Annotated in this window: 23 protein-coding genes and 1 pseudogene; 17 read left to right on the top strand and 7 right to left on the bottom strand. The window is 71.1% G+C overall.

Going from position 1 to position 24,007, the window contains the following annotated elements; translation table 11 throughout:
• Positions 1–58: 58 nt before the first annotated feature.
• Positions 59–535 (top strand): DUF3151 domain-containing protein, encoded by a 477-nt coding sequence (locus IFU11_RS09770; protein WP_064295552.1) that lies wholly within the window; start codon positions 59–61, stop codon positions 533–535.
• A gap of 122 nt (positions 536–657) precedes the next feature.
• Here IFU11_RS09770 and IFU11_RS09765 read toward each other — a convergent pair whose 3' ends face one another.
• Positions 658–1,410 (bottom strand): HAD-IIB family hydrolase, encoded by a 753-nt coding sequence (locus tag IFU11_RS09765; protein ID WP_064295553.1) that lies wholly within the window; start codon positions 1,408–1,410, stop codon positions 658–660.
• Between the two features lie 252 nt (positions 1,411–1,662).
• Between IFU11_RS09765 and IFU11_RS09760 the strand changes: the two genes are divergently transcribed.
• The 8 genes from IFU11_RS09760 (at position 1,663) to IFU11_RS09725 (ending at position 9,363) form a co-directional block, all read left to right on the top strand.
• Positions 1,663–2,949 carry an adenylosuccinate synthase gene (locus IFU11_RS09760; RefSeq protein WP_064295554.1) on the top strand — a complete coding sequence of 429 codons (1,287 nt, stop codon included), beginning with the start codon at positions 1,663–1,665 and terminating at the stop codon, positions 2,947–2,949.
• Between the two features lie 33 nt (positions 2,950–2,982).
• Complete coding sequence (locus IFU11_RS09755; protein ID WP_079705009.1) at positions 2,983–3,276, top strand: winged helix-turn-helix transcriptional regulator; 294 nt, start codon at positions 2,983–2,985, stop codon at positions 3,274–3,276.
• Positions 3,277–3,318: 42 nt separating this feature from the next.
• Positions 3,319–4,434 carry a lactonase family protein gene (locus IFU11_RS09750; RefSeq protein WP_192018807.1) on the top strand — a complete coding sequence of 372 codons (1,116 nt, stop codon included), beginning with the start codon at positions 3,319–3,321 and terminating at the stop codon, positions 4,432–4,434.
• A 49-nt stretch (positions 4,435–4,483) separates the two neighbouring features.
• On the top strand, positions 4,484–5,116 hold the full coding sequence (locus tag IFU11_RS09745; protein WP_192018806.1) for a GNAT family N-acetyltransferase: 633 nt from the start codon (positions 4,484–4,486) through the stop codon (positions 5,114–5,116).
• Positions 5,117–5,388: 272 nt separating this feature from the next.
• Entirely contained in the window at positions 5,389–6,498 is a 1,110-nt protein-coding gene (locus IFU11_RS09740; RefSeq protein WP_137242365.1) for an ABC transporter substrate-binding protein, read from the top strand.
• Positions 6,498–7,460 carry an ABC transporter permease gene (locus tag IFU11_RS09735; protein WP_244631728.1) on the top strand — a complete coding sequence of 321 codons (963 nt, stop codon included), beginning with the start codon at positions 6,498–6,500 and terminating at the stop codon, positions 7,458–7,460. The genes IFU11_RS09740 and IFU11_RS09735 overlap by 1 nt, the downstream gene beginning before the upstream one ends.
• A complete protein-coding gene (locus IFU11_RS09730; protein WP_085512186.1) occupies positions 7,457–8,269 on the top strand; it encodes an ABC transporter permease in 813 nt (270 codons plus the stop codon). The genes IFU11_RS09735 and IFU11_RS09730 overlap by 4 nt, the downstream gene beginning before the upstream one ends.
• Entirely contained in the window at positions 8,266–9,363 is a 1,098-nt protein-coding gene (locus tag IFU11_RS09725; protein ID WP_192018805.1) for an ABC transporter ATP-binding protein, read from the top strand. The genes IFU11_RS09730 and IFU11_RS09725 overlap by 4 nt, the downstream gene beginning before the upstream one ends.
• Positions 9,364–9,369: 6 nt before the next feature.
• Here the strand turns inward: IFU11_RS09725 and IFU11_RS09720 are convergent, their stop codons facing one another.
• Complete coding sequence (locus IFU11_RS09720; protein ID WP_124768621.1) at positions 9,370–10,524, bottom strand: AI-2E family transporter; 1,155 nt, start codon at positions 10,522–10,524, stop codon at positions 9,370–9,372.
• A gap of 127 nt (positions 10,525–10,651) precedes the next feature.
• Here IFU11_RS09720 and IFU11_RS09715 point away from each other — a divergent pair, with 127 nt between their 5' ends.
• The 3 genes and pseudogenes from IFU11_RS09715 (at position 10,652) to IFU11_RS09705 (ending at position 13,386) form a co-directional block, all read left to right on the top strand.
• Positions 10,652–10,966, top strand: a complete 315-nt coding sequence (locus IFU11_RS09715; protein WP_086474678.1) for a hypothetical protein — start codon at positions 10,652–10,654, stop codon at positions 10,964–10,966.
• A gap of 102 nt (positions 10,967–11,068) precedes the next feature.
• Positions 11,069–11,746, top strand: a pseudogene (locus IFU11_RS09710) (ABC transporter ATP-binding protein); the annotation flags it as partial.
• 245 nt (positions 11,747–11,991) lie between these two features.
• Positions 11,992–13,386, top strand: a complete 1,395-nt coding sequence (locus IFU11_RS09705; RefSeq protein WP_371742753.1) for an FtsX-like permease family protein — start codon at positions 11,992–11,994, stop codon at positions 13,384–13,386.
• An 85-nt stretch (positions 13,387–13,471) separates the two neighbouring features.
• Here the strand turns inward: IFU11_RS09705 and aztD are convergent, their stop codons facing one another.
• The 4 genes from aztD to aztB are packed head-to-tail and all read right to left on the bottom strand — an operon-like array spanning position 13,472 to position 17,898.
• On the bottom strand, positions 13,472–14,719 hold the full coding sequence (aztD, locus tag IFU11_RS09700) for a zinc metallochaperone AztD (RefSeq protein WP_244631727.1): 1,248 nt from the start codon (positions 14,717–14,719) through the stop codon (positions 13,472–13,474).
• 28 nt (positions 14,720–14,747) lie between these two features.
• On the bottom strand, positions 14,748–15,680 hold the full coding sequence (gene aztC, locus IFU11_RS09695; RefSeq protein ID WP_192018804.1) for a zinc ABC transporter substrate-binding protein AztC: 933 nt from the start codon (positions 15,678–15,680) through the stop codon (positions 14,748–14,750).
• 2 nt (positions 15,681–15,682) lie between these two features.
• Positions 15,683–17,008 (bottom strand): hypothetical protein, encoded by a 1,326-nt coding sequence (locus tag IFU11_RS09690; protein ID WP_229940342.1) that lies wholly within the window; start codon positions 17,006–17,008, stop codon positions 15,683–15,685.
• Positions 16,900–17,898 (bottom strand): zinc ABC transporter permease AztB, encoded by a 999-nt coding sequence (gene aztB, locus IFU11_RS09685; protein WP_192018803.1) that lies wholly within the window; start codon positions 17,896–17,898, stop codon positions 16,900–16,902. The genes IFU11_RS09690 and aztB overlap by 109 nt, the downstream gene beginning before the upstream one ends.
• A gap of 50 nt (positions 17,899–17,948) precedes the next feature.
• Between aztB and aztA the strand changes: the two genes are divergently transcribed.
• The 3 genes from aztA to IFU11_RS09670 all read left to right on the top strand — a co-directional run bounded on the left by aztA (position 17,949) and on the right by IFU11_RS09670 (position 20,248).
• Positions 17,949–18,641 carry a zinc ABC transporter ATP-binding protein AztA gene (gene aztA, locus IFU11_RS09680; protein WP_199862236.1) on the top strand — a complete coding sequence of 231 codons (693 nt, stop codon included), beginning with the start codon at positions 17,949–17,951 and terminating at the stop codon, positions 18,639–18,641.
• A 62-nt stretch (positions 18,642–18,703) separates the two neighbouring features.
• Positions 18,704–19,048 carry a chorismate mutase gene (locus IFU11_RS09675; RefSeq protein ID WP_064296108.1) on the top strand — a complete coding sequence of 115 codons (345 nt, stop codon included), beginning with the start codon at positions 18,704–18,706 and terminating at the stop codon, positions 19,046–19,048.
• Positions 19,049–19,306: 258 nt separating this feature from the next.
• Positions 19,307–20,248, top strand: coding sequence for an SDR family NAD(P)-dependent oxidoreductase (locus IFU11_RS09670; RefSeq protein ID WP_192018802.1), 942 nt, complete (start codon positions 19,307–19,309; stop codon positions 20,246–20,248).
• Positions 20,249–20,433: 185 nt separating this feature from the next.
• Here the strand turns inward: IFU11_RS09670 and IFU11_RS09665 are convergent, their stop codons facing one another.
• Positions 20,434–21,126: a FadR/GntR family transcriptional regulator gene (locus tag IFU11_RS09665; RefSeq protein WP_079705021.1), complete on the bottom strand. Its 693-nt coding sequence runs from the start codon at positions 21,124–21,126 to the stop codon at positions 20,434–20,436.
• Between the two features lie 237 nt (positions 21,127–21,363).
• Here IFU11_RS09665 and IFU11_RS09660 point away from each other — a divergent pair, with 237 nt between their 5' ends.
• Entirely contained in the window at positions 21,364–22,596 is a 1,233-nt protein-coding gene (locus IFU11_RS09660) for an aminotransferase class V-fold PLP-dependent enzyme (protein ID WP_192004501.1), read from the top strand.
• Positions 22,597–22,708: 112 nt separating this feature from the next.
• Complete coding sequence (locus IFU11_RS09655) at positions 22,709–24,007, top strand: ABC transporter substrate-binding protein (protein ID WP_064294151.1); 1,299 nt, start codon at positions 22,709–22,711, stop codon at positions 24,005–24,007.

Genomic DNA, 24,007 nt, shown 5'->3' with positions numbered 1-24,007 from the left:
GCGAGGGCTGCCAGGTTCCTCCCACGCCGGGCCCGGGGAACGGAGCTATGGTTGAACGATGACCGGTGAGAATCTGATGGCAACCCCTCCGACACTGCTGCCGGACGACAGCGCCACCGATGCCGAGTTCCACGCGGCCGTCGGTTCGATCGAGGCGCTGGCGGACCTCCTCGCGGCCCACCCCCGCTCCTCGCTCGGCTGGGCACTCCTCGCCGACGCGGTCCACGACCCGCAGTCGCCGATCCCCGGCTACGCGGCCGCACGGGTCGGGTATCACCGCGGCTTGGACTCGCTCCGTGCTGCCGGTTGGCGCGGTCAGGGCCCGATCCCGTGGTCGCACGCGCCGAACCGCGGGGTGCTGCGCTCGCTCTACGCGCTCCGCCGCTCCGCGAAGGCGATCGGCGAGACCGAGGAGGTCGAGCGTCTCGACACCTTCCTGCGCGAGGCCGACCCCACTGCGTCCGAAGAGATCGAGTACCTCGTCGCGGCGGCGGCCCCGCCGACCTCCGCGATCGTCATCCTCGGCTCCGACTAGCCCTTCCCCGGTCCCTGAGCCTGTCGGTCCCGGTTCCTGAGCTCCCTCCCCGGTCCCTGAGCCTGTCGAAGGGCAGGCCGCGTCCCCGGTTCCTGAGCCTGTCGAAGGGCCGGACCGACGCCCTACAGGCCGAGCGATTCCAGGTACGCCGCCGTGTCCTGCCAGCCGTGCACGGCCACCGACGGCACCCCGAGCGCGAGGACCGGGTAGTCGTTGCCGCCCTCGTCGAGGCGGTCGCCGACGAAGACCATCTCCTCCAGCGGGATGCCCGTGTGCTCGGCGAGCCGCGTCATGCCGAACGCCTTGTCGACGCCCGCCATGGTGATGTCGACGGAGGTCGAGCCGCCGGATCGGACCTCGAGGTCGGGGAGCAGCGCCTGCACGGCGGCGCGCAGCGACTCCTTCTTCGCGCCGTCGGGGTCCCAGGCGGTCTTCTCGGCGACCGGCGCGGCCTGCCCGAGGGCGGAGAAGGTGATCTGCGAGCCGCGGTCCTCGAGGATCGGTCCCCAGGTCTCGTCGGCCCAGAGGCCGAGTCGCTTGGCCTCGGTCTCGAGAGCGCCCATGGCGCGGGCCTTCTGGTCGTCGGTGAGGTCGTGCTTGTAGACGGTGACCCACGCGGTGCCGTCGAAGCGGTCGTACCGGGTGCCGCAGGTGGGCATGAGGTGCAGTCGGCCGAGGGCCTCGGGCGACGCGGCTCCGAGCCGGTCGAGCACCTGGTTCTGGAACTGCACGATCTGGCCGCCCGAGATGATGCACACCGAGGTGCGTTCGAGGAGCGCAACGAACAGTTCGGCCATGCGAGGGTCGAGCGCGGACTTCGACGGGGCGAGGGTGTCGTCGAGGTCGAAGGCGACGAGGCGCGGCAAGGAGGTCATGGGTTCCGTTCGGTCGGTCGAGAGGACGGTCGTCGAGGGCGATCGGCAGGCAGGACGGCCGCCCGAGGCCTGAACATCCCCTCATGGTATCGAGCGCAGCCTGGGACTCGGTGCCCGTGACCCTCCTCCGGTACGATGGAGGGGTGCGTGCACGAGACGCCCGCCCGCAGAGGGTGGGCGTCCGGCCTGTCAGGGCGTGGTTCCCCAGCGGATCCGCCGGGCACACGAGAATCCGGAAGGGGCGGCATCCAGATGCCAGCAATCGTGATCGTCGGCGCCCAGTGGGGCGACGAAGGCAAGGGGAAGGCCACCGACCTGCTCGGTGACCGCATCGACTACGTCGTGAAGTTCAACGGCGGCAACAACGCGGGGCACACGGTCGTCATCGGTGACGAGAAGTACGCGCTCCACCTCCTGCCGTCCGGCATCCTGACGAGCGGCGTCGTCCCCGTCATCTCCAACGGTGTCGTCATCGACATCGAGGTGCTGTTCCACGAGCTCGAGGCACTCCAGGCCCGCGGCATCGACGTCTCGCGCCTCCTCGTGAGCGCCAACGCGCACGTCATCACCCAGTACCACCGCACCATCGACAAGGTGACGGAGCGCTTCCTCGGCAAGCGTCAGATCGGCACCACCGGCCGTGGCATCGGCCCGGCCTACGCCGACAAGATCAACCGCGTCGGCATCCGCATCCAGGACCTCTTCGACGAGAACATCCTGCGCCAGAAGGTCGAGGGCGCCCTCGACCAGAAGAACCACCTGCTGGTCAAGGTCTTCAACCGCCGCGCCATCACGGTCGACGAGATCGTGGCCGACCTCCTCGCCTACGCCGAGCGACTCCGCCCGATGGTGGCGGACACCGCGCTCGTGCTGAACGAGGCGCTCGACGACGGCAAGATCGTCCTCTTCGAGGGTGGCCAGGCCACGATGCTCGACGTCGACCACGGCACCTATCCCTTCGTCACCTCCTCCAACGCGACCTCGGGTGGTGCCGCGACCGGCTCCGGTGTCGCACCGAACCGCCTCGACCGCGTCATCGGCATCGTCAAGGCCTACACGACCCGCGTCGGCGCCGGCCCGTTCCCGACCGAGCTGTTCGACGAGTCCGGCGACTACCTCCGCTCGAAGGGCTTCGAGTTCGGCACGACGACCGGTCGTCCGCGTCGCGTCGGCTGGTACGACGCCCCGATCGCCCGGTACGCGGCGCGCATCAACGGCGTCACCGACTTCGTCCTGACGAAGCTCGACATCCTCGACGACCTCGCCACCATCCCGGTGTGCGTCGCCTACGAGGTCGACGGCGTCCGGGTCGACGAGGTGCCGGTCTCGCAGACCGACTTCCACCACGCCGTCCCGATCTACGAGGAGTTCCCCGGCTGGCAGGAAGACATCACCGGTGTCCGCCGCTTCGAGGACCTCCCGAAGAACGCCCAGGACTACGTGCTGGCGCTCGAGGCGATGAGCGGTTCGCGCATCTCCGCGATCGGCGTGGGTCCCGGGCGCGACGCGATCGTCGTGCGTCACGACCTCGTCGACTGATCCGAGTAGCGAACGACGAGCGTCGAACGCGCCATGGTGGACGAATCCAGTCAGCCGTCCCTGCCCGGGCTGCCACCGGTCGAGGAGCTCACGAGCGGTGAGGTCAGGCCTCGGCCGGCGGTGCGTGCCCAGCGCGACGCCGGTGCGCTCGACCCGCGGGTCCGGCGCGCTCTGGCGACCCTCGACGACGATCCCGACCTCTCGTTGGTCACCCTCGCGAACGCGCTCGGGATCACCCGCGCGACGCTCATCCGGATCGTGCGTGAGGCGATCGGCATGACCCCGAAGGAGTACGCGGCCGGCGTCCGCGCCCGCCGCATCTCCTGAGCGGGCGCCGGTGCGAGACGGCGCAGGTGGGAGACTGTGGGGGTGAGCGACGACAACCCCTACCTCCTGCTCGGTTCCTACACCTCGGAGGCCGACGGCACCGGTGCCGGCATCAGCCTGCTGCGCCAGGACGAGGCGGGCACCCTCCGCCTCGTGCAGTCGTCGGAGGCGCAGTCGCCCTCGTTCCTGACCCTGCACCCGACGCTGCCGATCGTCTATGCGGCGAGCGAGTCGACCGGCGCCGTCGAAGCGTTCAAACGTTCCGGAGAGTTCGGGCTCGCCCCGTTCGGCAAGCCCATCGAAGCCGGCGACTCGGTGTGCCACGTCGCGACGGTCCCCGGTGCTGACATGCTCATCGCGAGTTGCTACGGCGACGGTCGGGTCGTGACCGTCCCGCTCGCGGAGAACGCGGCGTTCGCCGGCGACCCGTGTCTCGGCGAGGCGTCCGTCGACCCCTGGGCGTCGCCCACCGCGCTCGCTGCGGAGTCCGCGGACGCGGGCGAGGACGCGCTCACGCTGCTCGCGCTGGAGGCCGCTGTCGGCGAGGCCCTGCCGTCCCGACCGTCGCGCGCGCACGCCTCGGCGCTCCTCCCGGACGGCCGCATCGCGACCACCGACCTCGGCCACGACACGGTCCGCATCTGGCAGCTCCGTGGGTCGCGGTTGGTGCTCGACCACACCGTCGTGTTCCCGCGCGGCACGGGTCCGCGACACCTCGTCGTCCACCCGAGCGGCCACCTCCACGTCATCACCGAATACTCGGTCGAGGTCTTCACGCTCGGTGTCGACGGCACCGACGGGCACTGGCACATCCTCGCGGCGACCGTCGCGGCCTCGGAGGGCGTGTCCGAGGGCGACACGGGCGCTGAGATCAGCCTCGCCGCCTCGCGGGAGCAGCTGCACGTCGGCGTCCGCGGGAGCGACCGCATCGCCACCTTGCGCGTCACCGGCGACGGTTCGCGGGTCGAGGCCGTGGCCGACGTCGAGTGCGGCGGGACGATGCCGCGCCACCACCGGGAGTCGGGTCGCTTCCTGCACGTCGCGAACCAGCTGTCGAACTCCATCGCGAGCTTCCGGCTCGACGAGCGCACGGGGGTCCCGACGACGCTCCTCGGGACGCTCGACGCCGGTTCGCCCACCTGCCTCATCCTCGCCTGACCGCGAGACCGGTCCTCGCGCGACGCCCGCCACCGGATACGGTGGAACGGTGACCGCACGACGCCCTGAGCCCCGTCCCATCGACGGCCGGACCATCCGCCTCGAACCGCTGGAAAGCGCGCACTATCCGGAGCTGTTCACGGCGATCGCGCACCCGGAGGTCTTCGCCGGCGGCTACGGCGGCGGACCTGCGGGGTTGCCGACGACGCAGGCCGAGTTCGACGCCTTCGCGGACGGCTACTTCACGACCGGCGTGCGCAACACCTACGTCATCCGGCTCGTCGGCGGCGAACACGACGGGCTCCTCGTCGGCACGTCCACGCTCGGCGACTTCGACGAGCCGGGGGAGGCCGCCCACCTCGGTTGGACCGCGTACGACCCGCGCGTCTGGGGCACCGCCGTCAACGCCGAGACGAAGCTGCTGCTCCTCGGACTCGCCTTCGACGCAGGCTTCGGCCGGGTGAAGATCCAGGCCGACGAGCGCAATGAGCGCTCACGCACCGCGATCCTGCGCCTCGGGGCCACGTTCGAGGGGCTCATCCGCCGCGACAAGCAGCGGGCCGACGGCACGTGGCGGACCACCGCACTGTTCTCCGTGCTCGCCGAGGAGTGGCCGGAGGTCCGGTCCGGTCTCGAGGAGCGCCTCGCCAGGAGCCCCGGCCCCGTGGCCCTCCGCGGCTGACGCGGCCGCGAGCCCCCGCCCGGTTCCTCAGCCCCCCCGCCCGGTCCCTGAGCCCCCCGCCCGGTCCCTGAGCCCCCCGCCAGGTCCCTGAGCCCCCCCCGCCCGGTCCCTGAGCTTGTCGAAGGGCACTGTTCACCTGCGCGACACCGGCAGGCCCCGATCGCGCTACGTCGCGACCCTAGCTTGTCCTCCAGACGACGGACGCGGTATCCGACGGCCCGACAGCACGGGCGGCCGCCGACGTCACTGGAGGAACCGTGAACACCAGGCGTATGACCGCCCTCGCCATCGTCGCGCTCGCAGCGACCGCGCTCACCGCATGCTCCGCCGGAGCGGACACCGGAGCCGGCTCCGACGTCGACGCCAAGAAGGCGACCTCCGCCGAGGACTTCGGCGGGATGGACGCGCTCGTCGAGGCGGCGAAGGCCGAAGGCCAGCTCAACGTCATCGCCCTCCCCGACACCTGGGCGAACTACGGGAAGATCATCTCCGCGTTCGAGGACAAGTACGACATCACCGTCAACTCGGCCGACCCCGACGTCTCGAGCGCCGAGGAGATCACGGCCGCGAAGAACCAGAAGGGCCAGGACACCGCTCCCGACGTCTTCGACCTCGGCTCCGCCGTCGCCCTCGACAACCTCGACCAGTTCGCGCCCTACCAGGTCGCCAACTGGGACGACATCCCGGAGGGCTCGAAGGAGAAGACCGGCCTGTGGGTCTACGACTACACCGGCCTCGTCTCCATCGGCTACGACGCGGACGCCGTCCCGGCACCGAAGTCGCTCGACGACCTCCTCGGCTCCGAGTTCGCGGGCAAGGTCGCGCTGAACGGCGACCCGACCCAGGCCGGTGCCGCCGCAGCCGGCGTCTACCTCGCCGCCCTGCAGTCCGGTGGTTCGGCCGACGACATCCAGCCTGGTGTCGACTTCTTCCAGAAGCTCAACCAGGCGGGCAACTTCCTGCCCCTCGACCCGACCCCCGCGACCATCGCCTCGGGTGAGACCCCCGTCGTGATCGACTGGAGCTACAACAACCTCGCTGCGGCGACCGAGAACGAGGGCCAGCGCAACTGGAAGACCACCGTCCTCCCGGGCTCGGCCGTCGGCAGCTACTACAACCAGGCCATCAACGTGGACGCCCCGCACCCCGCGGCCGCGCGACTCTGGCAGGAGTTCATCTTCAGCCCCGAGGCGCAGAACCTGTACCTCGCCGCCGGCGCGTACCCGTCGACCCTCGCCGCGATGGTCGAGGCCGACACCGTCGACCAGAAGGCCCTCGACGCCGTGGGCGAGATGCCCGCCGACCTCGTGCAGTTCACGCCCGAGCAGACCGAGCAGGCCACCTCGCTGCTCGCCGAGAAGTGGGCGGCAGCGATCTCCTGATGAATGCCTCCGCCACCCGGCGGAGTGAGGCGGGGTCGGCACACGCCGGCCCCGCCGTCTCGCTCCCGCCGACCGACGCATCCTCGGCCGAACCCGCCGCGGCGCGGCCCCGCCGCCGTCCGCGCTGGGCGCTCCTCGGCCTGACGCCGTTCGCGCTGTACACCCTGCTCTTCCTCGCGGTCCCGACGTTCCTCGCCCTCGCCACCGGCTTCTTCGACGGCGACGGCGCGTTCACGTTCGACAACCTCACGGCGCTCGCCGAGCCGGCGGTCCTCGGGGCCTTCGCCAGCTCCTTCTGGGTCTCCGCCGTCACCGCGGTCGCCGGAGCCGTCATCGGAGCCCTCGTCTGTTACGCGCTCCTCGCGGTCCGGCCCGACGGAATCATCCGCACCTTCGTCGACGCGGCCTCGAGTGTCCTCGCCCAGTTCGGCGGCGTCATGCTCGCCTTCGCCTTCATCGCGACCATCGGCATCCAGGGCCTCGTGACGGTGTTCCTCAAAGACCGCCTCGGGGTCGACCTCTTCGCCGACGGCGTCTGGCTCTACCAGGTCCCCGGGCTCCTCCTGCCGTACCTGTACTTCCAGGTGCCGCTCATGGTCATCACCTTCATGCCGGCGATGGAGGGGTTGAAGCGGACCTGGTCCGAGGCGAACGCGACCCTCGGCGGCACCCGCTTCACCTACTGGACCCGGATCGCGATGCCGATCCTCGCCCCCTCCTTCCTCGGGTCGCTCCTGCTGTTGTTCGCGAACGCGTTCTCGAGCTATGCGACCGCCGCCGCGCTCATCAGCCAGGGGGCGCAGATCGTGCCGCTCCAGATCCGCGGTGCCCTCATCAGCGAGACCGTCCTCGGCCGGGAGAACCTCGCCGGTTCGCTCGCGATCGGGATGATCGTCGTGATGGTCGTCATGATGACGGCCTACTCCGCCCTGCAGGCGCGGACGGAACGGTGGCAGCGATGAGCGCCGTCCGCGACTCGGCCACGCCGTCGAAGCTCACGAGCCGCATCATCCTCGTCGTCGTCGCGGTGGTGTTCGCCGTCCCGATCCTGTCGATGGTCGAGTTCACCCTGCGCGCCGGGATCGACGGCGGCCACGACCTCGGCCACTGGGCCGCGATCCTCGACCCGGAGAACTCGCGGAAGTACCGGGTGCTCTTCCAGGGCATCGGCAACTCCGTCGTGCTCGCCGCGGTGACCGTGCTGATCGTCGTGGTGCTCCTGCTGCCGACGATGATCCTCGTGAAGCTCCGCTTCCCGAAGCTGCAGCGCGTCCTCGAGTTCGTCTGCATCATCCCGATCACCGTCCCGGCCATCGTGCTCGTCGTCGGACTCGCACCGGTCTACTCGGTCGTCGCCAGGCTGCTCGGCAGTGCGCCGTGGACGCTCGCGTTCGCCTACGGGATCACGGTGCTGCCGTACGCCTACCGGGCGATCGCCGCGAACCTGCAGTCGGTCGACGTCGGTACCCTCGCCGAGGCCGCGCGCACGCTCGGCGCCGGCTGGGGGACCGTCCTCGTCCGCGTCCTGCTGCCCAACCTGCGTCGCGGCGTGCTGACGGCGTCGGTCATCTCGGTCGCCGTCGTCCTCGGTGAGTACACGATCGCCTCGCTCCTCGGACGCAACACGCTGCAGACCTCGCTCGTGCAGGTGTCGAAGAGCGACCCCTTCGTCGCGGTGGCCTTCGCCCTGCTGGCGCTCGCCTTCGCCTTCGTCCTGCTGTTCATCATCGGCCGCGTCGGATCGATCCGACGCATCAGGGAGACACCATGACCACCATCGACCAGTCGGCACCCGCAGCGACGCCTGGAGACGGACACCCGGCCGGCGCAGCGGTGCGGTTCGATCGCGTCGTGAAGGACTACGGCTCGGGTGCCCGCGCCCTCGACGGCGTGAGCCTCGACCTCGCGCCCGGTGAGTTCGTCGCGCTGCTGGGGCCGTCGGGGTGCGGGAAGACGACCGCGCTCCGCAGCCTGGCGGGACTCGAGGACATCACCTCGGGGAGCGTGCTCATCGACGGCGTCGACGTCGTGTCCGTGCCCACCAACCGGCGCGACCTCGGCATGGTGTTCCAGTCGTACTCGCTGTTCCCACACCTCACGGTGCTCGAGAACGTCGAGTTCGGCCTGCGCATGCGGAAGGTGCCCGCGGCCGAGCGACGGACGCGTGCCGCCGAGAGCCTCGACCTCGTCGGCCTCGGCCACCTCGCCGCCCGCTACGCCCACCAGCTGTCGGGCGGGCAGCAGCAGCGCGTCGCCCTCGCCCGGGCGTTGGTCACGCGTCCTCGGGTCCTCCTCCTCGACGAGCCGCTCAGCGCCCTCGACGCCAAGGTGCGCGTCCAGCTGCGCGACGAGATCCGTCGGATCCAGTCGGAGCTGCAGATCACGACCCTCTTCGTCACGCACGACCAGGAGGAGGCGCTCGCCGTCGCCGACCGGGTCGCCGTCATGCGTGCCGGCGTCATCGAGCAGATCGGGACGCCGGAGGAGCTCTACTCGCGGCCGTCGTCGCCGTTCGTCGCGGAGTTCATCGGCCTGAGCAACCGGATCCCGGGGGAGCTCGTGCCCGGTGGCGTCGAGGTGCTCGGGCAGGTGCTGCCGGTGATCGGCGAGCAGCCGGGGGACGGGGCCGTCGTCGCGCTCGTCCGGCCTGAGGACGTCGTGTTCACCGACGCGACGGAGCCCGCGGTCGGGTCCGCTGTGGTCGTGCTCACGTCCAGCTTCCTCGGCCCGGTGCGTCGGACGACCGTCGAGCTGCCGGACGGCACGCTGGTCGCGGTGCAGCACGGCGCGACGGAACGACTGGAAGCGGGGGAATCCGTCCGCATCCGCTTCGCCGGTCGTCCCGTCCCGGTGCAGGCGGCCTGAGGGGCGCTACGCCTTCGCGTTCTGCCGTGGCACGACGACCTGCTTGATGATCAGCAGGATCGACGCCGTCACCGGGATGGAGACGAGGGCGCCGAGCAGCCCGATGAGCGAACCACCCACCATCGCGCCGATGACGACGAGGGCGCCGGGCACCGCGACCGCCTTGTTCATGACCCGCGGCGTCAGCACGTACGACTCGATCTGCATGTAGACCAGGTAGTAGACGATGACGATGAGTGCCGTCGTCGGTGAGTCGAACAGCCCGACGGTCGCGACGACGACGGTCGCGATGATCGAGCCGACGAGCGGGATGAGCGTCACGAAGAAGATGACGACGGCGAGGATCCCGGCGTACGGCACCCCGACGATGAGCATCATGATGAGCCCGAGGACGGCGTTGATCCCGGCCAGCACCACCATGCCGCTCACGTATCCGCCGATCGAGGCGGTGATCTGGTCGGTGATCGACACGACGCGCGGCCGGGAGCGACGGGGCACCAAGGAGTAGAACGCGTTCTTCATCGCCTGCATGGACGCGAGGAAGTAGAGCGCGAGGACGAGGGCGATGAAGCCGCCGAAGAAGCCGTTCGCGATGCCGACGCCGAGGTTGAGGGCGCCGCCGGCCAGGACGACCCACGTCTTCGGGTCGGCGGCCACCCCGTAGAGCCAGTCGAGCGCGCCCTGGAGGTCGACGCCCGGACCGAGGTAGTCGCTCAGGGACCGGAACCACTCCTGGTCCTGGATGCCGGTCAGGAAGGTCGGGGCGTTGCTCACGAGTTCGACGGCCTGCCGGGTGACGACGGGGATGACGAGGGCCAGGAGGAGCGCGAGCAGGACGGCGAAGACGGCGAAGACGATCGCGATCGCGAACGGGCGCTTGATGCCGCGTGCCTCGAGCCGGACGACGACCGGATCGAGGCCGAGCGCGATGAAGAGGCCGACGGCGATGGACACGAGGATGGTCGACAGTGAGCCGAGGGTGAGGACGAGCAGGATGGCCGCGAGGGCACCGAGTGCTCCGACGAAGCCGATCGCGAATGGGCGCTGGAGGGTCGTCCTGACGGTGGTCGTCACCTCGGCCGGGCGATGGGCGCGGAACCGGACCCGCTGCTGACGTGCCGCCGGACGCAGCGGCTGGTGGCGATGGGGTGCACTCGTCATGCCGCAAGCGTATTGCCCACCGCCCGTTTGCCCGACAGCTGTCGTGGTACCGGAGGATGAGACCGGGCCCTGCAGGATCACCCGACTGCGGGATGTGCCGGGTGCTCGGGTTCAGGACGATGGGAACATGTCATCGATCACCCGTTCGCACGCCGTCCACACCCGGGTCACCGCACCGCTGCGGGCGGTCCCGCTGACGGAGCCGATGCCGAGCCGGCGCGACGAGGCCGCGGAGCAGGGAGTGGTCGCCGAGCGCGTCAGCGCTACGGCACACGTCGCCGCCGGCGCTGCCGGGGTCGACCTCACCGCCTCGGTCGAGCCGACGCAAGCGCCCGCGGCCGGAACCGACGGGACCGACGCCGGAACAGGCCTCCGGTTCCTCGGTGCGGGCTGGGCAGCCGACGCGGCGGTCTTCGCCCAGTACCGCCGCCGCGGCAACTGACCGCGAGGTCCACGCCGGGTCCACCTCGCGGATGACCCGGGCGGCGGAGCTTGCATCGCCCGGCCGACGCGCCGAGGGACACCTGCCGCCGACGATGGGAGCATGAACACTTCGATCCTCTCCGCACGCGGACTCACGAAACAGTACGGGCCGACCGTCGCCCTCGCCGGCGTCGACCTCGACATCCTCCCCGGTGAGTCGGTCGCCATCATGGGTGCCTCCGGCTCCGGCAAGACCACGCTCATGCATGCGCTCGCCGGGATCGTCACCCCCGACACCGGCTCGATCGCCTTCAGCACCCCGACGGGCGTCGTCCGCGTCGACCAGCTCGACGAACGGCACCGGTCGCAGCTGCGGCGCGAGTCCTTCGGCTTCGTCTTCCAGCAGGGCCTGCTCATCCCCGAGCTGACCGCCGTCGAGAACGTCGCCATCGCGCTGATGCTCGGCGGGACACCGCGCATCGCCGCTGAAACGAGCGCGGCGGCGTGGCTCGCCGCCCTCGGACTGGCCGGCATGGAGACCCGACGGATCGGCGAACTGAGCGGTGGTCAGGCGCAGCGCGTCGCGATCGCCCGCGCCCAGGTGACCGGTGCCCCCATCGTCTTCGCCGACGAGCCGACCGGCGCGCTCGACTCCCGGACCTCAGCCGACGTCATGGGAGCCCTGCTCCACGCGACGACCGGGCAGGGACGCACGCTCGTCCTCGTGACGCACGACGAGACGGTCGCCGCGCGGTGCTCGCGGACCATCCGCCTGGCCGACGGTCGGATCGTCGGGCAGCCGGGCGGGGTCGGCGCGCCGACCCCGCCGCAGCAGTTCGCGACCGGGCAGGCACCCGTGCCGCAGCAGGTGCAGCAGCCGTACCCGCCGCAGCAGCTCCCGTACCAGCAGCAGCCCCCGTACCAGCAGCAGCCCGCCGGGCAGCCGTTCCCGCCGCAGCCGTACGCCCAGCCCGCTGCGCAGCCGTACCCGCCGCAGGCCCACCCGGGTCAGGCGACCGGCGTCGTCCCGAACGGAGCCCGACCGTGACCGCCGCAGTCGGGGTCGCACCGACCCGGATCCCGGTCCCCGCCGGCAGCGGTCGCAGTCCCGTCGTCCGTCTCACCTGGATGCTCGCCCGCCCGGGCGCGCAGAGCCCTGCGACGATCGTGCTCCCGGCGGTCGCGTTCGCCGTGACCACCGCACTCGTGCTCACCGTGCTGGGTGGCGCCCTGATGTTCTGGCGGTGGACCGGTGAGACGGCCTTCATCTACCAGGTGCTCAGTGTGCTGGCACTGGCCCTGCTGCTCGTCCCGCTCGGCTCGCTCGGTGGGGCGGCCGCGCGGCTCTCCGCCCGGCGCCGCGACGACCGACTCGCCACCCTCCGACTCCTCGGCGCGACACCCGGCACGGTCACGGCGATGACCGTTCTCGAATCGGCCGGGGTCGCCCTCCTCGGAGCGTTCGCGGGGATCCTGCTGTACCTCGGCATGCTGCCGCTCGTCGGGTTCATCCCGTTCGGCGGTTCCCCGATCGGGGTCGAGGGCGTCTGGGTCGGTGTCCCGATCATCGCCGCGGTGGTCCTCGGTGTCGTGCTGCTCGCAGCCGCGAGTGCAGCCATCGGTCTCCGCGCGGTGAACGTGAGCCCGCTCGGCGTCCGCACGAAGCAGCAGGCGCCGACCGTGCACTGGCTGCGCATCGTCGTCGGGGTCGTCGTCGTGATCCTCGCCTACGGCATGCTCTCCGTCGTGGCGGGGTTGCAGGAGGTCGCCGTCATGATCGCCGTCCTGGGCGTGGGGTTCGCCGCCGGTGTCGGGGTACTCGGGTTGATCGGCCCCTGGGTCGTCGGGGTGATCGGCCGGGGATCGGCCAAGCGCGCCAAGACGCCGGAGCGGCTCCTCGCTGCCCGCACGATCCTGGAGTCGCCGAAGGCGGCGTGGCGTCAGGTCAGTGGCGTCGCGATGACGAGCTTCGTCGCCGTCGTCGCCGGGACCGGGGTGGCGCTCATGGACGCCGCCGGAGGTTCCGACCTCGACCGTGAGAGCGCCATCCTCATCGACGACATCCGCACCGGCGTGATCATCACGCTCGTCGCGTCGTTCCTCATGGTCGCATGCTCCGTCGGGGTGAACCAGGCGTCGGCGGTCCTCGACCGGCGAGACCTGTACGTCAGCCTCGACCGCCTGGGGGTGCCGCGGGACGTCATGGAACGGGCTCGCGGTCGCGCGGTCATGCTGCCCCTGCGGGTGGTCGCGCTGGGCTCGGCCGGACTCGGCGTCCTGCTCGTCCTGCCGATGGCCAGCATCAGTGTCATCCTCGCCCCGCTGTCGGTCCTCGTCATCGTCGGGTGCTTCGCCGGTGGCATCGGGCTCGTGTGGGCGGCCCTTCGCGCGACCAGTCCGGTCGTCTCCGGGGTGGTCCGAGCGCCCGAGCGCGTCTGACCGCCGGGCCCGCACGACGAGAGCGCCCGTTCCGTCCCCTGCATGACGCGGGGAGGACGGAACGGGCGCTCTCGGGGAGGTCGGGTCAGCCCGTGACGACCGCGATCTCGTTCGGGACGCCGGGCAGTTCACCCGTCGTGATGTCGCCCGACGCGAGATCCACGGCGTGGATCGACTTCGTCGCCGGGTCGGTCACGTAGGCGACACCGTCCTGGACGACGAGCGCCGGGTGGGCGTCCTGCCACTCGGCCGGCGGCTCCCAGGCGTCGATGACCTTGATCGTGTCGGTGACGGCACCCGTCTGCTCGTCGAGGATGTGCAGCGAACCGTCGTTGCCGAGCACGATGACCTCGTCGCTCGGCCCTCGCGCGACGTCGCGCCAGGTGTAGCCGACGCCCTCCGGCAGGTCGACGATCTTCGTCGTCTTCGCGACCGTGTCGGTGAACGCGAGCTGGCGGAGGTCGTAGCCCTCGGCGTCGGGGTCGCTGTTGTAGTCGCCGACCGCGATGGAGGACGTCTCGCTGACGTACTGGTTGCCCGTGCGCCCGTAGGCGTCCGGCGCCTGGATCTTCGTGAAGACGCCGCTGTCGTAGACGAGCACGCCGTCGCTGCAGCCGAACACGACGACCTCGTCCTTGACGGTGCCTTCACCGTGCACCGACGGGCACTGCTCGTTGCGGGCGATCTCGGTGCGCGAGTCGTCGAGCACCCGGACACCGGTCCGGGCGTCCGAGGTGCCGATCGTGGACAGCACGGTGCCGTCCTCGAGCTCGATGGCGACACCGTGGTGCGCGGCCTCCGACGGGATGGTCTCGGTCTCGGGCAGCTCGTCGGTGGCCTCGAGGAGGTCAGCGCTGTCGAAGATCGTCGTGTCGCCGGAGCCGTCGGCGAAGAGGATGGTCTTGTCGGCGTGACGGACGACGTGGCCTGCGGTGTCGGCGGGGAAGACGAGGTCGGTCAGGACCGGGTCGGCCTGCTTCGAGGTGCCGTCCTCGTCCGTCCACGTCCCGGTGTCGAGGACCTGGAAGCCCTTCGTCGTGGTGACGAGCACGTGCCGCCCGTCGCCGGCGGCGTTCACCCGGTTGAAGCCGTCGAGGGGGAGGTCGCCGACCACCTCGAGGGATGCGGCGTCGAGGACGAGGAGGCCGCCGTCGTAGGTCAGGGTGATCCGACTCTGCGGGTCGGCGGAGGTCGACGCAGTCGCGTCGGGCGCGGAGCCGCTCGCGGTCGAGCACCCGGTGAGGAGGAGGGCCGCGGCGGTGCCGACGACGAGGAACGGGACCCGGCCGCGCTTCAGGCGCGATGCCAGGGGACTGCGGTGGTGCTGCTGCATGGTTTCCTATCGGTTCGTGGACGCCCGCTCAGGGCGAGAGTCCGGTGGCGATGCGCTCGGTGTTCGCGCGCATCATGGTGAGGTAGGTGGGGGCGTCGCCCGACTCGGCGGTCAACGACTCGGTGAACAACGGGACGACGGTGACGTCGACGTCCGCCTCGTCGGCGAGCACCTGCACGAGCCGGTCGGGTTGCGAGGAGTCGGCGAAGATCGTCCGGACGCCGGCCTCCTCGATCGCGGTCGACAGTTCGTCGAGGTCCGAGGCGCTGGGGGCCGCGAGCGTGGTGCCGCTCGGGATGACGGCGCCGATGACCTGGAAGTCGTAGCGGGCGGCGAGGTACCCGAACACGTGATGGTTGGTGACGAGCTTCCGCTGCTCGGCCGGGATGGCGGCGAACGCCTCGGCCATCTCGGCGTCGAGCGCCTCGAGCTCGGCCGCGTACGTGGCGGCGTTCGCCTGCAGCTCGGCCGCGTCGAGCGTGGGTATCTCCTCGAGCAACGCCTCGGTGACCCCGTCCACGACCGACGTCATCTGCGTCGGGTCGGTCCAGAAGTGCGGATCGGTCGCGCCCGACGCGGTCTCGAGGACGTCGACGAGCGAGCCGGCCTCGACGATCGGCACCCCCTCGTCGGCCGCGGTCTCCAGGTGCTGGGTGAGTCCCTCCTCGAGTCCCAGGCCGTTCGACACGAGCAGCTGCGCACCGGTGATGCGCGCCGCCTGCCGTGCGGAGATCTCGAAGGAGTGCGGATCGGCGTCGGGCGGCATGAGGGTCATGACCTCGGCCTGGTCACCGACGAGTTCACCGACGACGTCGCCGAGGATGTTCGTGGTCACGACGACGAGCGGGCGGTCGTCGGCGCTCGCCGCACAGCTCGTCAGGCCGGTTCCGAGCACGAGGCCGGCCGCGAGGACGGCGGTCGTGCGCAGGAGGGCGGTCGTGCGGGGGATGGTCGCTCGCATGGTCAGCGTCCCGTCTCGGCGAGGAACGCCGGTGCCGTGTCGAAGGTGAAGGTGCGGGCGATCCGCGCGGCGTCGCCGTAGTCGATCTCGGAGACGGTGCGCGTGCCCGGGGTGTTCAGGTAGGCGCGGTTCTGGTCGACCTCCAGCTGGACGCCCGTGGCGAGGTCGGCTGCACCGACGAGTGCCGCCGCGGTCCCCGTCACGGCGCCGGTGGCACCGTCGAGGACGAGGAGGTCGCCGGTCGTCGTGAGGCCGACGACGTGCTGGTCGCGGTCGTCGACGGCGGTGACCAGCTGCAGGGGTGCGGGGGTCGGCAGCAGCGCCCAGCTGCGCTCGCGGGTGTCGAGCAGCCATGCGCCGGAGGTGCCGGCGACGGCGGCGACCGTCGGACGGCCGGGACGCGCGTGGAAGGACGTCGCGCGGTCGGCGGCGGCGACAGCCTGCGGATAGGGGATCGCCTCGAACGTGGGGACCGGGTCGGCCTCGCTCGAGCTGCGGTCGACGACGGCGAGGAGCGCGCCCTCCGCGCAGCCGATGACGACGCCGACGTTGGTCGTGATGCTGCCGGCCGGATCGGTGCACCCGGCGAGCACGGCGTCGGCAGCGGTCACGGATGCCGACGAAGGGTCGAGGAGGTCGCCGTCGACGCCATGGAGATGCAGCCTCCCGCTCCCGTCGGTCGCGAGGACCGTCTCGCCGATCGGCACGGTGAGTCCGGGAGCACCCGGCGAGGTCCGGATCCGACCGGACTGCGTGATCTCGCCCGTGCCGAGTGCGGCGGTGTCGAGGAGGAGTGTCTCGCCCGAATCGGCGAACCGCACGGCGGTGGTCGTCGAACCGGCGGTGATCGTCGCTGGTCCGTCGCCCTCGATCTCGCCGACGACCCGCGCCTCGGCCCGGTAGTAGTGCTGGTGGTCTTCGTGGTCGACCGTCCACACGCCGGTGTCGATGATCGTCACGGTGCCGGCGGGCTCGGACTGCGCGGCGACGAACCGGCCGTCGCCCGTGAGCGCCGAGATCGGGCCGAGCTCGGCGAGCGTCGTCCGCTCCTCGCTGAGCAGGTCGGTCAGCTCGACGGTGCCGTCGACGTCGGCGGTCGCGAGGTGCAGCTGCGGTTCGGGGAGCTCGCTCGCGCCCTCGACGTAGCCGTGTCCGCGCGGTTCGTCCGAGGCCGTCGCGGTGGGTGATGCCGACCCCTGCGGCGCGCAGGCGCTGAGCGTCAGTGCGAGGGCGCCGAGAGCGAGCGCGGTGCGTGTGGCGCGGGGGAGCCGGTCGTCGGTCGGGCGGATGCCGCCTGGTCGGATGGTCGGTCGGAGGAGTCGGTGCACGGTGCGCTTTCCAGGTGGGTCGGTTCGGTGAGGTGGTCGTCGGGGTGGTCGAGGTGTCGGTCGATGGGCCGCCGGAGCCGTCCGACGAGCGCCCGCGCGCCCCACGACACCGTGGCGAGCAGGATCGAACAGGCGGCGATGGACGCTCCGGCCGCGGTGTCGCCGTACCAGGAGAGGAGCAGGCCGAGCAGCACGGCGAGGCCGCCGAAACCCGTGGCGAGCAGCATGATGAGCGGGATGCGACGCGCCCAGTGGGCCGCGGCGACGGCCGGCCCGAGGAGGAGCGCCACGACGAGCAGGGTGCCGACGGCGCTGTACGAGGCGACGACTGCGAGGGTCACGAGGCCGACGAGCATCGCGTGGGCGAGTCGCGGCCGGAGGCCCATGGTCTGGGCGACCCGGCGGTCGAAGGCGAGCGCGACGAACGGGCGGTGGAAGGCGACCGCGACGCCCACGGTGACGAGGAGGGCGATGGCGAGGCCCACCAGGTCCGCGGGCCGGATGGCGAGGATGTCGCCGAAGAGGATCGCCGTGAGGTCGGTGGCGAACGATCTGCTCGACGACACGATGATGACCCCGAGGGCCAGCATGCCGACGAAGAGGAGACCGATCGAGGTGTCGTGGGACAGCCTGCCGCGCCGCGAGACGAGGCTGACGCCGGCGGTCATGACGACCGCGCTGACGGCCGCGCCGGCGACCGGTGGCAGGCCGAGGAGTGCCGCGGTGGCGACGCCGGGCAGCATGCCGTGGGCCATCGCCTCCCCGAGGAACGCGAGGCCGCGGAGGACGACCCAGGTGCCCACGACACCGCAGACGGCCGCCACCAGCAGGCCGCCGACGAGGGCGCGCAGGAGGAAGGCCGCGGTGAACGGCTCGGCGATCCAGGTCATGGTTGAGCACCCTACATGAAAATGATTCTCAGTATTGATAGGGTGATGACATGCGATCTGCGACGAGCACCCCTCGCCCTCCAATGGCGGGACGGCCCGTCGTGTCCGGCATCCGACTCCACGACGTGTCGGCCGAGTACGACGGCGCGCGCGTCCTGCACGGGATCTCAGCCGAGGTCGGGGCGGCCGCCATCACCGTCGTCACCGGGGCGAACGGCGCGGGGAAGTCGACGCTGCTCGCGGTGATCGCGGGCCTCCACCGACCGACCTCGGGCGGCGTCGACGGCCTCGACGGTCGGTCGGCCGCGTACGTCCCGCAACGCAGTGCCGTGCCTGAGCGCTTCCCGGTCACGGTGCGCGACGTCGCGTCGATGGGACGCTGGCCGACGCTGCGTCGCTGGTGGGGTCGACTCGGGGCTGGGGACCGACGCATCGTCGACGAGAGCCTCGCCCGCCTCGACGTCCTGCACCTCGCCGGACGCTCCTTCGGTGAGCTGTCGGGCGGGCAGCGCCAGCGGGTCCTCGTCGCGCAGGCGCTCGCGCGTGAGGCCGACCTGCTGCTGCTCGACGAGCCGACCGTCGGCCTCGACCGTGCTGCTGGGCTGGCGATCCGCGAGGTGCTCCGGGCGGAGGCCGACCGTGGCGCGACGGTGGTGGAGGTGACGCATGATCCGGTCGCGGTCGCGGAGGCCGACGCGCGGGTGCACCTCGAGGCGGGATGTCTCGTCGAGGATCCGCGGTGAACCGGCTGGGGGATCGCCCGGCGACCCGTCTCCGGCCCCTGGCGCGTTGCTAGAGTTTTCGCATGAGCCAGGCCGAGCAGCAACCCGAACCCACGACCGGCGCCGCTGCGGCGGACGCCCAGGCGGCCACCGAGCGATTGGGCCGCCTGCGGAGCAGCATCGACAACATCGACGCGGCGCTCGTCCACCTGCTGGCCGAGCGGTTCAAGTGCACGCAGGAGGTCGGTCGCCTGAAGGCCGAGCACGACATGCCCGCGAGCGACCCGGCGCGCGAACAGCGGCAGATCACCCGTCTCCGGGCGCTCGCCGAGGAGTCGCACCTCGATCCGGCCTTCGCCGAGAAGTGGTTCAACTTCGTCGTCGCCGAGGTCATCCACCACCACGAGCGTCTCGCCAACCAGCACTGATCCTTCGTGTTGCGTTCCGCCAGCGCGGTGCGCTGACGCGAGCGCGGGTCTGTGGCGTGAGCGCGGGTCTCCGGAGGGCCGCGCCCACGCGTGTGGCCCGCGGTCACGCCCGTTCGTGTGCGGTCAGGCCCGTTCGTCCACGGTCGGCCCGATTCGCGCGCGGTCACGTCGGCGCACCGCGCTGGCACCTCGGGTGAGCCAGGGCAAGGAGTGACGCTTCTTCGGGCGGTGTCCAGCGTCCTGCGCCATCATGAGTCCATGACCTGGAACGCCGACTCCCTGCCCGATCAGACCGGACGCGTCGTCCTCGTCACCGGAGCGAACGCCGGCCTCGGCTTCTGGACGAGCCTCGGGCTCGCGCGAGCGGGCGCGGAGGTCATTCTCGCGTCACGGAGTGCGACGAAGACGCAGGCGGCGATGCGGGCGATCCGGGTGAAGGTGCCCGATGCCCGACTCAGTCACCTCCCCTTCGACACCTCCTCGCTCGACTCGGTGCGCGCGGCGGGCGAGCGACTCGCGGACCTCGACCGCCTCGACGCCCTCGTCGCGAACGCCGGCATGGTGCACATGCCGAAGGAGCGGCAGGAGACGGCCGACGGCATCGAGCTGGTCTTCGCGACGAACGTCGTCGGCCACGCCGCCCTGCTCGCCGAGGCCCTGCCGGTGTTGCAGCGCACGGCGGATGCGTACGATTCCGCGCCGCGCGTCGTGCTCCTCGGAAGCCTCTCCACCCTGCTCGTCCGGTTCCACGGCGACGACCTGCAACTCCGCGACGGGTACAGCGGCTGGCAGGCGTACGCCCAGTCCAAGATCGCCCTCTCGTCGCTCGGCTTCGAGCTCGACCGTCGGCTCGCGGCGTCGCACAGCACCGTCCGGGCACTCGTCGCGCACCCCGGCTACTCGGTCAACGGACTCGACCGTCGCGTCCCCGGGGTCAACGAGCCGACCCGCGGGCGCCGCTTCTCCGACACCCTGCAGTCCGTCTACGCGCAGAGCAAGCAGCGGGGTGCCGAGCCGACGCTCCGGGCGATCACCGACGAGGCGGCCGACGGTGGTTGGTTCTACGGTCCCCGGTGGCTCACGAAGGGCGACGCTGTCCGGCAGACCCCTGCCGCGATCACGACCGACCGGGACGTCGCGGCGGCGCTCTGGACGGACCTCGAGCGGCTCATCGGCACGCCCATCCTCCCGACCTCCTGAGCACAGACGTCAGCGCACCGCGCTGACACGAGCGCGGGGAATCGGCCCCAGCGCGGTGCGCTCGGGTGACTGCGCCTCAACCGGCGTGACCGCAGGGCATGGCGCTGAGCGCACCCCTCCGGAGACCCGCGCTCGCGCCACAGACCCGCGCTGACGTCAGCGCACCGCGCTGGCGCAACCAGACCTCAGTCGGCGGGGGTCGCCGGCGGCTGGAGGACGCGCAACCACTCCTCGGTCTGCGCGACGTGCGCTGACGCCGCCCCGGCCGCCCCGACGGGGTCGCGCGAGAGGATCGCCTCGGTCATCGCCCGGTGGCCGCGGTTACTGACCCGACGCAGCTCGTCGCCGGCGGGCAGGCTGAAGACGTCGTAGGCACGCGAGCGCGACCGGAAGACCTGCAACAGGGCCGTCAGCGTGGCGTTCCCGGCCGTCCGCGCGATGAGTTCGTGGAACCGGTGGTCCAGCTCGCTCGACTCGGCGGGGTCCGTCGTGCGTTCCATCGCCTCCACGAGTTCGGCGAGTTCGGCGCGCACCTCGTCGCTCGCGCGAGCCGCCGCCTGCGAGGTGGCGTGGGTCTCGAGCACCCGCCGCAGCTCGTACATCTGCAGGAGGCCGTCGAGGGGGAGGAGGTCGACCGTGAGCGACAGGCTGCCGATGATCTCCTCGGGCCGGAGCATCGACACGTAGGTGCCCGAGCCGTGCCGGGACTCGATGATCCCGAGGGCGGCCAGCATGCGGACGGCCTCCCGCAGGGACCCGCGGGACACGCCGAGTTCGTCGCAGAGCTCGTTCTCGGCCGGGAACCGCTGCCCCGCCACGAGCCGTCCCGACGCGATCATGTGTCGCAGGCCGTGGAACGCGGTGTCGACTGCGGACATGCGGCTCCTCCTCAGGGGTCGTCCCGCCATCGTAGCGGCCCCTCACCGGTGGCCCGCGAGCCGCCGCGGAGCGTCAGACGTCCGATGACTCCACGCTGGAACGTCAAGTCATCCGATGAATCGATCCCGAAATGACCTGAGCGATCACTTGTAACACGACAGAAACCCAAGTCATCAAACGTTGCCTCTATGGTTATCGGACAATCCACTGCATAATCGACTCGGAGGAACGTCACTGTGGACACTCGCACCATCGCACGGCCAGCGCCGCTCACGCTCGGCGACGGCCGACCGGCAACGGCCGGGTGGACGCTGGATCCGACCAAGCGTCACATCAACCACGGATCCTTCGGGGCTGTCCCGATCGTCGCGCAGGAGCATCAGCAGGCCCTCCGCCGTGAAATGGAGGCGGCGCCCCTCACCTGGTTCCCGGCCCTCCCGGCCAAGGTCGGCGCGGCCCGTGTCGGGATCGCCGACTTCCTCGGGGCCTCGGTCGACCAGCTCGCCATGGTTCCGAACGCGAGCGCCGGCGCGAGCGTCGTCTTCTCCAGCCTCCCCGTGCAGCCTGGCCTCGAGATCATCGTCACCGACCACGGCTACGGCGCCGTCACGATGGGGGCCGAGCGGCTCGCGCGTCGCTGGGGCGGCACCGTCCGGACCGCCCGCATCCCGCTCGACGCCGACGCGCAGACCGCCCACGACGCCGTCGTCGCCGAGTTCAGCGACCGCACGGCCCTCATCGTGATGGACCAGATCACCTCGCCGACCGCCAGACTCCTGCCGGTCCAGCAGATCGCCGCCACGGCCCGTGCCGCCGGCATCCCCACGCTTGTCGACGCCGCCCACGTCCCCGGCCTCTACGCCGACCCCATGCGCGACCTCGACTGCGACTTCTGGGTCGGCAACCTGCACAAGTTCGGGTGCGCCCCTCGCGGTGCCGCCGTCCTCGTCGCCCGCAGCCCGCTCGCGCAGGAGCTCTACCCGCTCATCGACTCCTGGGGTTCGCCGTACCCGTTCCCGCAGCGATTCGACACCCAGGGCACGGTCGACGTCACGAGCTACCTCGCCGCGGCGACCTCGCTCGGGTTCATCGAGGACATGTGGGGCTGGTCGGCCGCCCGGGACTACATGACCGAGCTCGCCGACTACGCCGTCGAGGTGGTCGCCGACGCCGTGACCGCCATCACCGGCGAGGACAGCCACGTCGACGTGGGCATGCCGGTCAACGCCCTCCGGCTCGTCAAGCTCCCGACCGGCCTCGCGACGACCCACGCGACCGCCGACGGTCTCCGCGACCGCGTCTCCGCCGAGCTCGGTGTCGAGGGCGCGTTCACGAGCCTCGACGGGATCGGCTACGTCCGACTCTCCACCCACGTCTACAACACCCCCGAGGACTTCGAACACTTCGCCGAGCACGCCGTCCCGGTCCTCGCGCGATGGGCCGAGGAGGAGCGCGCGGCCACGAGCTGAGCGCGGAACCGCCCGACCCGACATCACCACACCCGTATCACCGCACCGCACCGGCACCACAGCACCCACCCCCGCAGCACCCCCACCAGCACCACTCAAAGGAGAAGCGAGCATGAGGAAGTCACGCGCAACGGCAGCCATCGGCCTGTCCGTCGTCACCGGCCTCGCCCTGTCGGCCTGTGCCGGCGGCGCGAGCGACGGCACCGTCACCCTGCAGATGGTCGAGAGCCTGACCAACCCCGCCCGGACCGAGGTCCTGAAGTCGCTCATCGCGGATTTCGAGGCCGACAACCCGAAGATCAAGGTCGAGCTCATCTCGCCGCCGACCGATCAGGCCGACCAGAAGATCACCCAGATGCTGCAGTCCGGCTCGGGCGTCGACGTGCTCGAGGTCCGGGACATCACCGTCGGCCCGTTCTCCACCAACGGCTGGCTCGACGACATGAGTGGCGAGCTCGAGGACTGGAAGGGCTGGGACGACCTCACCGACAACGCGACGAAGTACGCGAAGGGCGAGGACGGCAAGGTCTACTACGTGCCCTACGGCTTCTACGGCCTGAGCCTGTTCTACCGCACCGACCTCATCAAGGAGGCCGGTTTCGACGGGCCCCCGACGAGCTGGGACGACCTCCTCGAGCAGGCCTCCGCGATCCAGGACCCCTCGAAGAACCAGTTCGGCTACGCCTTCCGTGGCGGCACCAACGCGAACAGCAACGTCGTCGCGGCCATCGAGGCCTACGTCGCCGACGACCTCGACACCGAGAACGCGTTCAAGCTGACCAACGGCGACACGATCTTCTCCGCACCGGAGGCGCTCGACGCCGTCAACACCTACTTCGACCTCTTCAAGGAGGCTTCGCCGCCGTCGTCCGTCGCGTGGGGCTACCCCGAGATGGTCGAAGGCTTCTCGAACGGTTCGACCGCGTTCCTCCTGCAGGACCCGGAGGTCATCGCGACCGTCGAGCAGTCCGAGGCGATCACGGCCGAGCAGTGGAGCACCGCTCCGCTGTTGACGGGCCCGACCGGCAAGGCCGCACAGCCCATGGCGACTGCGGGCTGGGGCACGGCGGCGTCGAGCGAGCACAAGGCCGAGGCCGCGAAGCTCATCGAGTTCCTCTCCGAGGACAAGCAGGCCACCACCTTCGCCCAGGAGAACAGCCTCGTCCCGATCGTCAAGAGCGCGGCGGACAGCGACTTCTACAAGACCGGCCCGTGGGCCAGCTACGTCACGATGAACGAGAACCCGGACACCTACCTGAGCGTCACGCAGCCGCGCGGCTCCTCCTGGTGGACCGAGTGGATCCAGAAGTCCGACTCGGAGATCCAGCAGGTCCTCATCGGCCAGCTCACGCCGGAGAAGCTCCTCGCGGGCTGGGACGAGTACTGGACCGAGAAGTGGAAGAGCGAGTAA

It is taken from the genome of Plantibacter sp. CFBP 8804 (genome assembly GCF_014841225.1).
Taxonomy (GTDB): Bacteria; Actinomycetota; Actinomycetes; order Actinomycetales; family Microbacteriaceae; genus Plantibacter; species Plantibacter auratus.
This window is presented reverse-complemented; position numbering and strand designations above follow the sequence as displayed.

Bases quoted from the DNA above. Each gene is read 5' to 3' on its own strand.
- IFU11_RS09770 (WP_064295552.1), top strand. From the start codon at position 59: ATGACCGGTGAGAATCTGATGGCAACCCCTCCGACACTGCTGCCGGAC.
- IFU11_RS09765 (WP_064295553.1), bottom strand. From the start codon at position 1,410: ATGACCTCCTTGCCGCGCCTCGTCGCCTTCGACCTCGACGACACCCTC.
- IFU11_RS09760 (WP_064295554.1), top strand. From the start codon at position 1,663: ATGCCAGCAATCGTGATCGTCGGCGCCCAGTGGGGCGACGAAGGCAAG.
- IFU11_RS09755 (WP_079705009.1), top strand. From the start codon at position 2,983: ATGGTGGACGAATCCAGTCAGCCGTCCCTGCCCGGGCTGCCACCGGTC.
- IFU11_RS09740 (WP_137242365.1), top strand. From the start codon at position 5,389: ATGACCGCCCTCGCCATCGTCGCGCTCGCAGCGACCGCGCTCACCGCA.
- IFU11_RS09735 (WP_244631728.1), top strand. From the start codon at position 6,498: ATGAATGCCTCCGCCACCCGGCGGAGTGAGGCGGGGTCGGCACACGCC.
- IFU11_RS09730 (WP_085512186.1), top strand. From the start codon at position 7,457: ATGAGCGCCGTCCGCGACTCGGCCACGCCGTCGAAGCTCACGAGCCGC.
- IFU11_RS09725 (WP_192018805.1), top strand. From the start codon at position 8,266: ATGACCACCATCGACCAGTCGGCACCCGCAGCGACGCCTGGAGACGGA.
- IFU11_RS09720 (WP_124768621.1), bottom strand. From the start codon at position 10,524: ATGACGAGTGCACCCCATCGCCACCAGCCGCTGCGTCCGGCGGCACGT.
- IFU11_RS09715 (WP_086474678.1), top strand. From the start codon at position 10,652: ATGTCATCGATCACCCGTTCGCACGCCGTCCACACCCGGGTCACCGCA.
- aztD (WP_244631727.1), bottom strand. From the start codon at position 14,719: ATGCAGCAGCACCACCGCAGTCCCCTGGCATCGCGCCTGAAGCGCGGC.
- aztC (WP_192018804.1), bottom strand. From the start codon at position 15,680: ATGCGAGCGACCATCCCCCGCACGACCGCCCTCCTGCGCACGACCGCC.
- aztB (WP_192018803.1), bottom strand. From the start codon at position 17,898: ATGACCTGGATCGCCGAGCCGTTCACCGCGGCCTTCCTCCTGCGCGCC.
- aztA (WP_199862236.1), top strand. From the start codon at position 17,949: ATGCGATCTGCGACGAGCACCCCTCGCCCTCCAATGGCGGGACGGCCC.
- IFU11_RS09675 (WP_064296108.1), top strand. From the start codon at position 18,704: ATGAGCCAGGCCGAGCAGCAACCCGAACCCACGACCGGCGCCGCTGCG.
- IFU11_RS09670 (WP_192018802.1), top strand. From the start codon at position 19,307: ATGACCTGGAACGCCGACTCCCTGCCCGATCAGACCGGACGCGTCGTC.
- IFU11_RS09665 (WP_079705021.1), bottom strand. From the start codon at position 21,126: ATGTCCGCAGTCGACACCGCGTTCCACGGCCTGCGACACATGATCGCG.
- IFU11_RS09655 (WP_064294151.1), top strand. From the start codon at position 22,709: ATGAGGAAGTCACGCGCAACGGCAGCCATCGGCCTGTCCGTCGTCACC.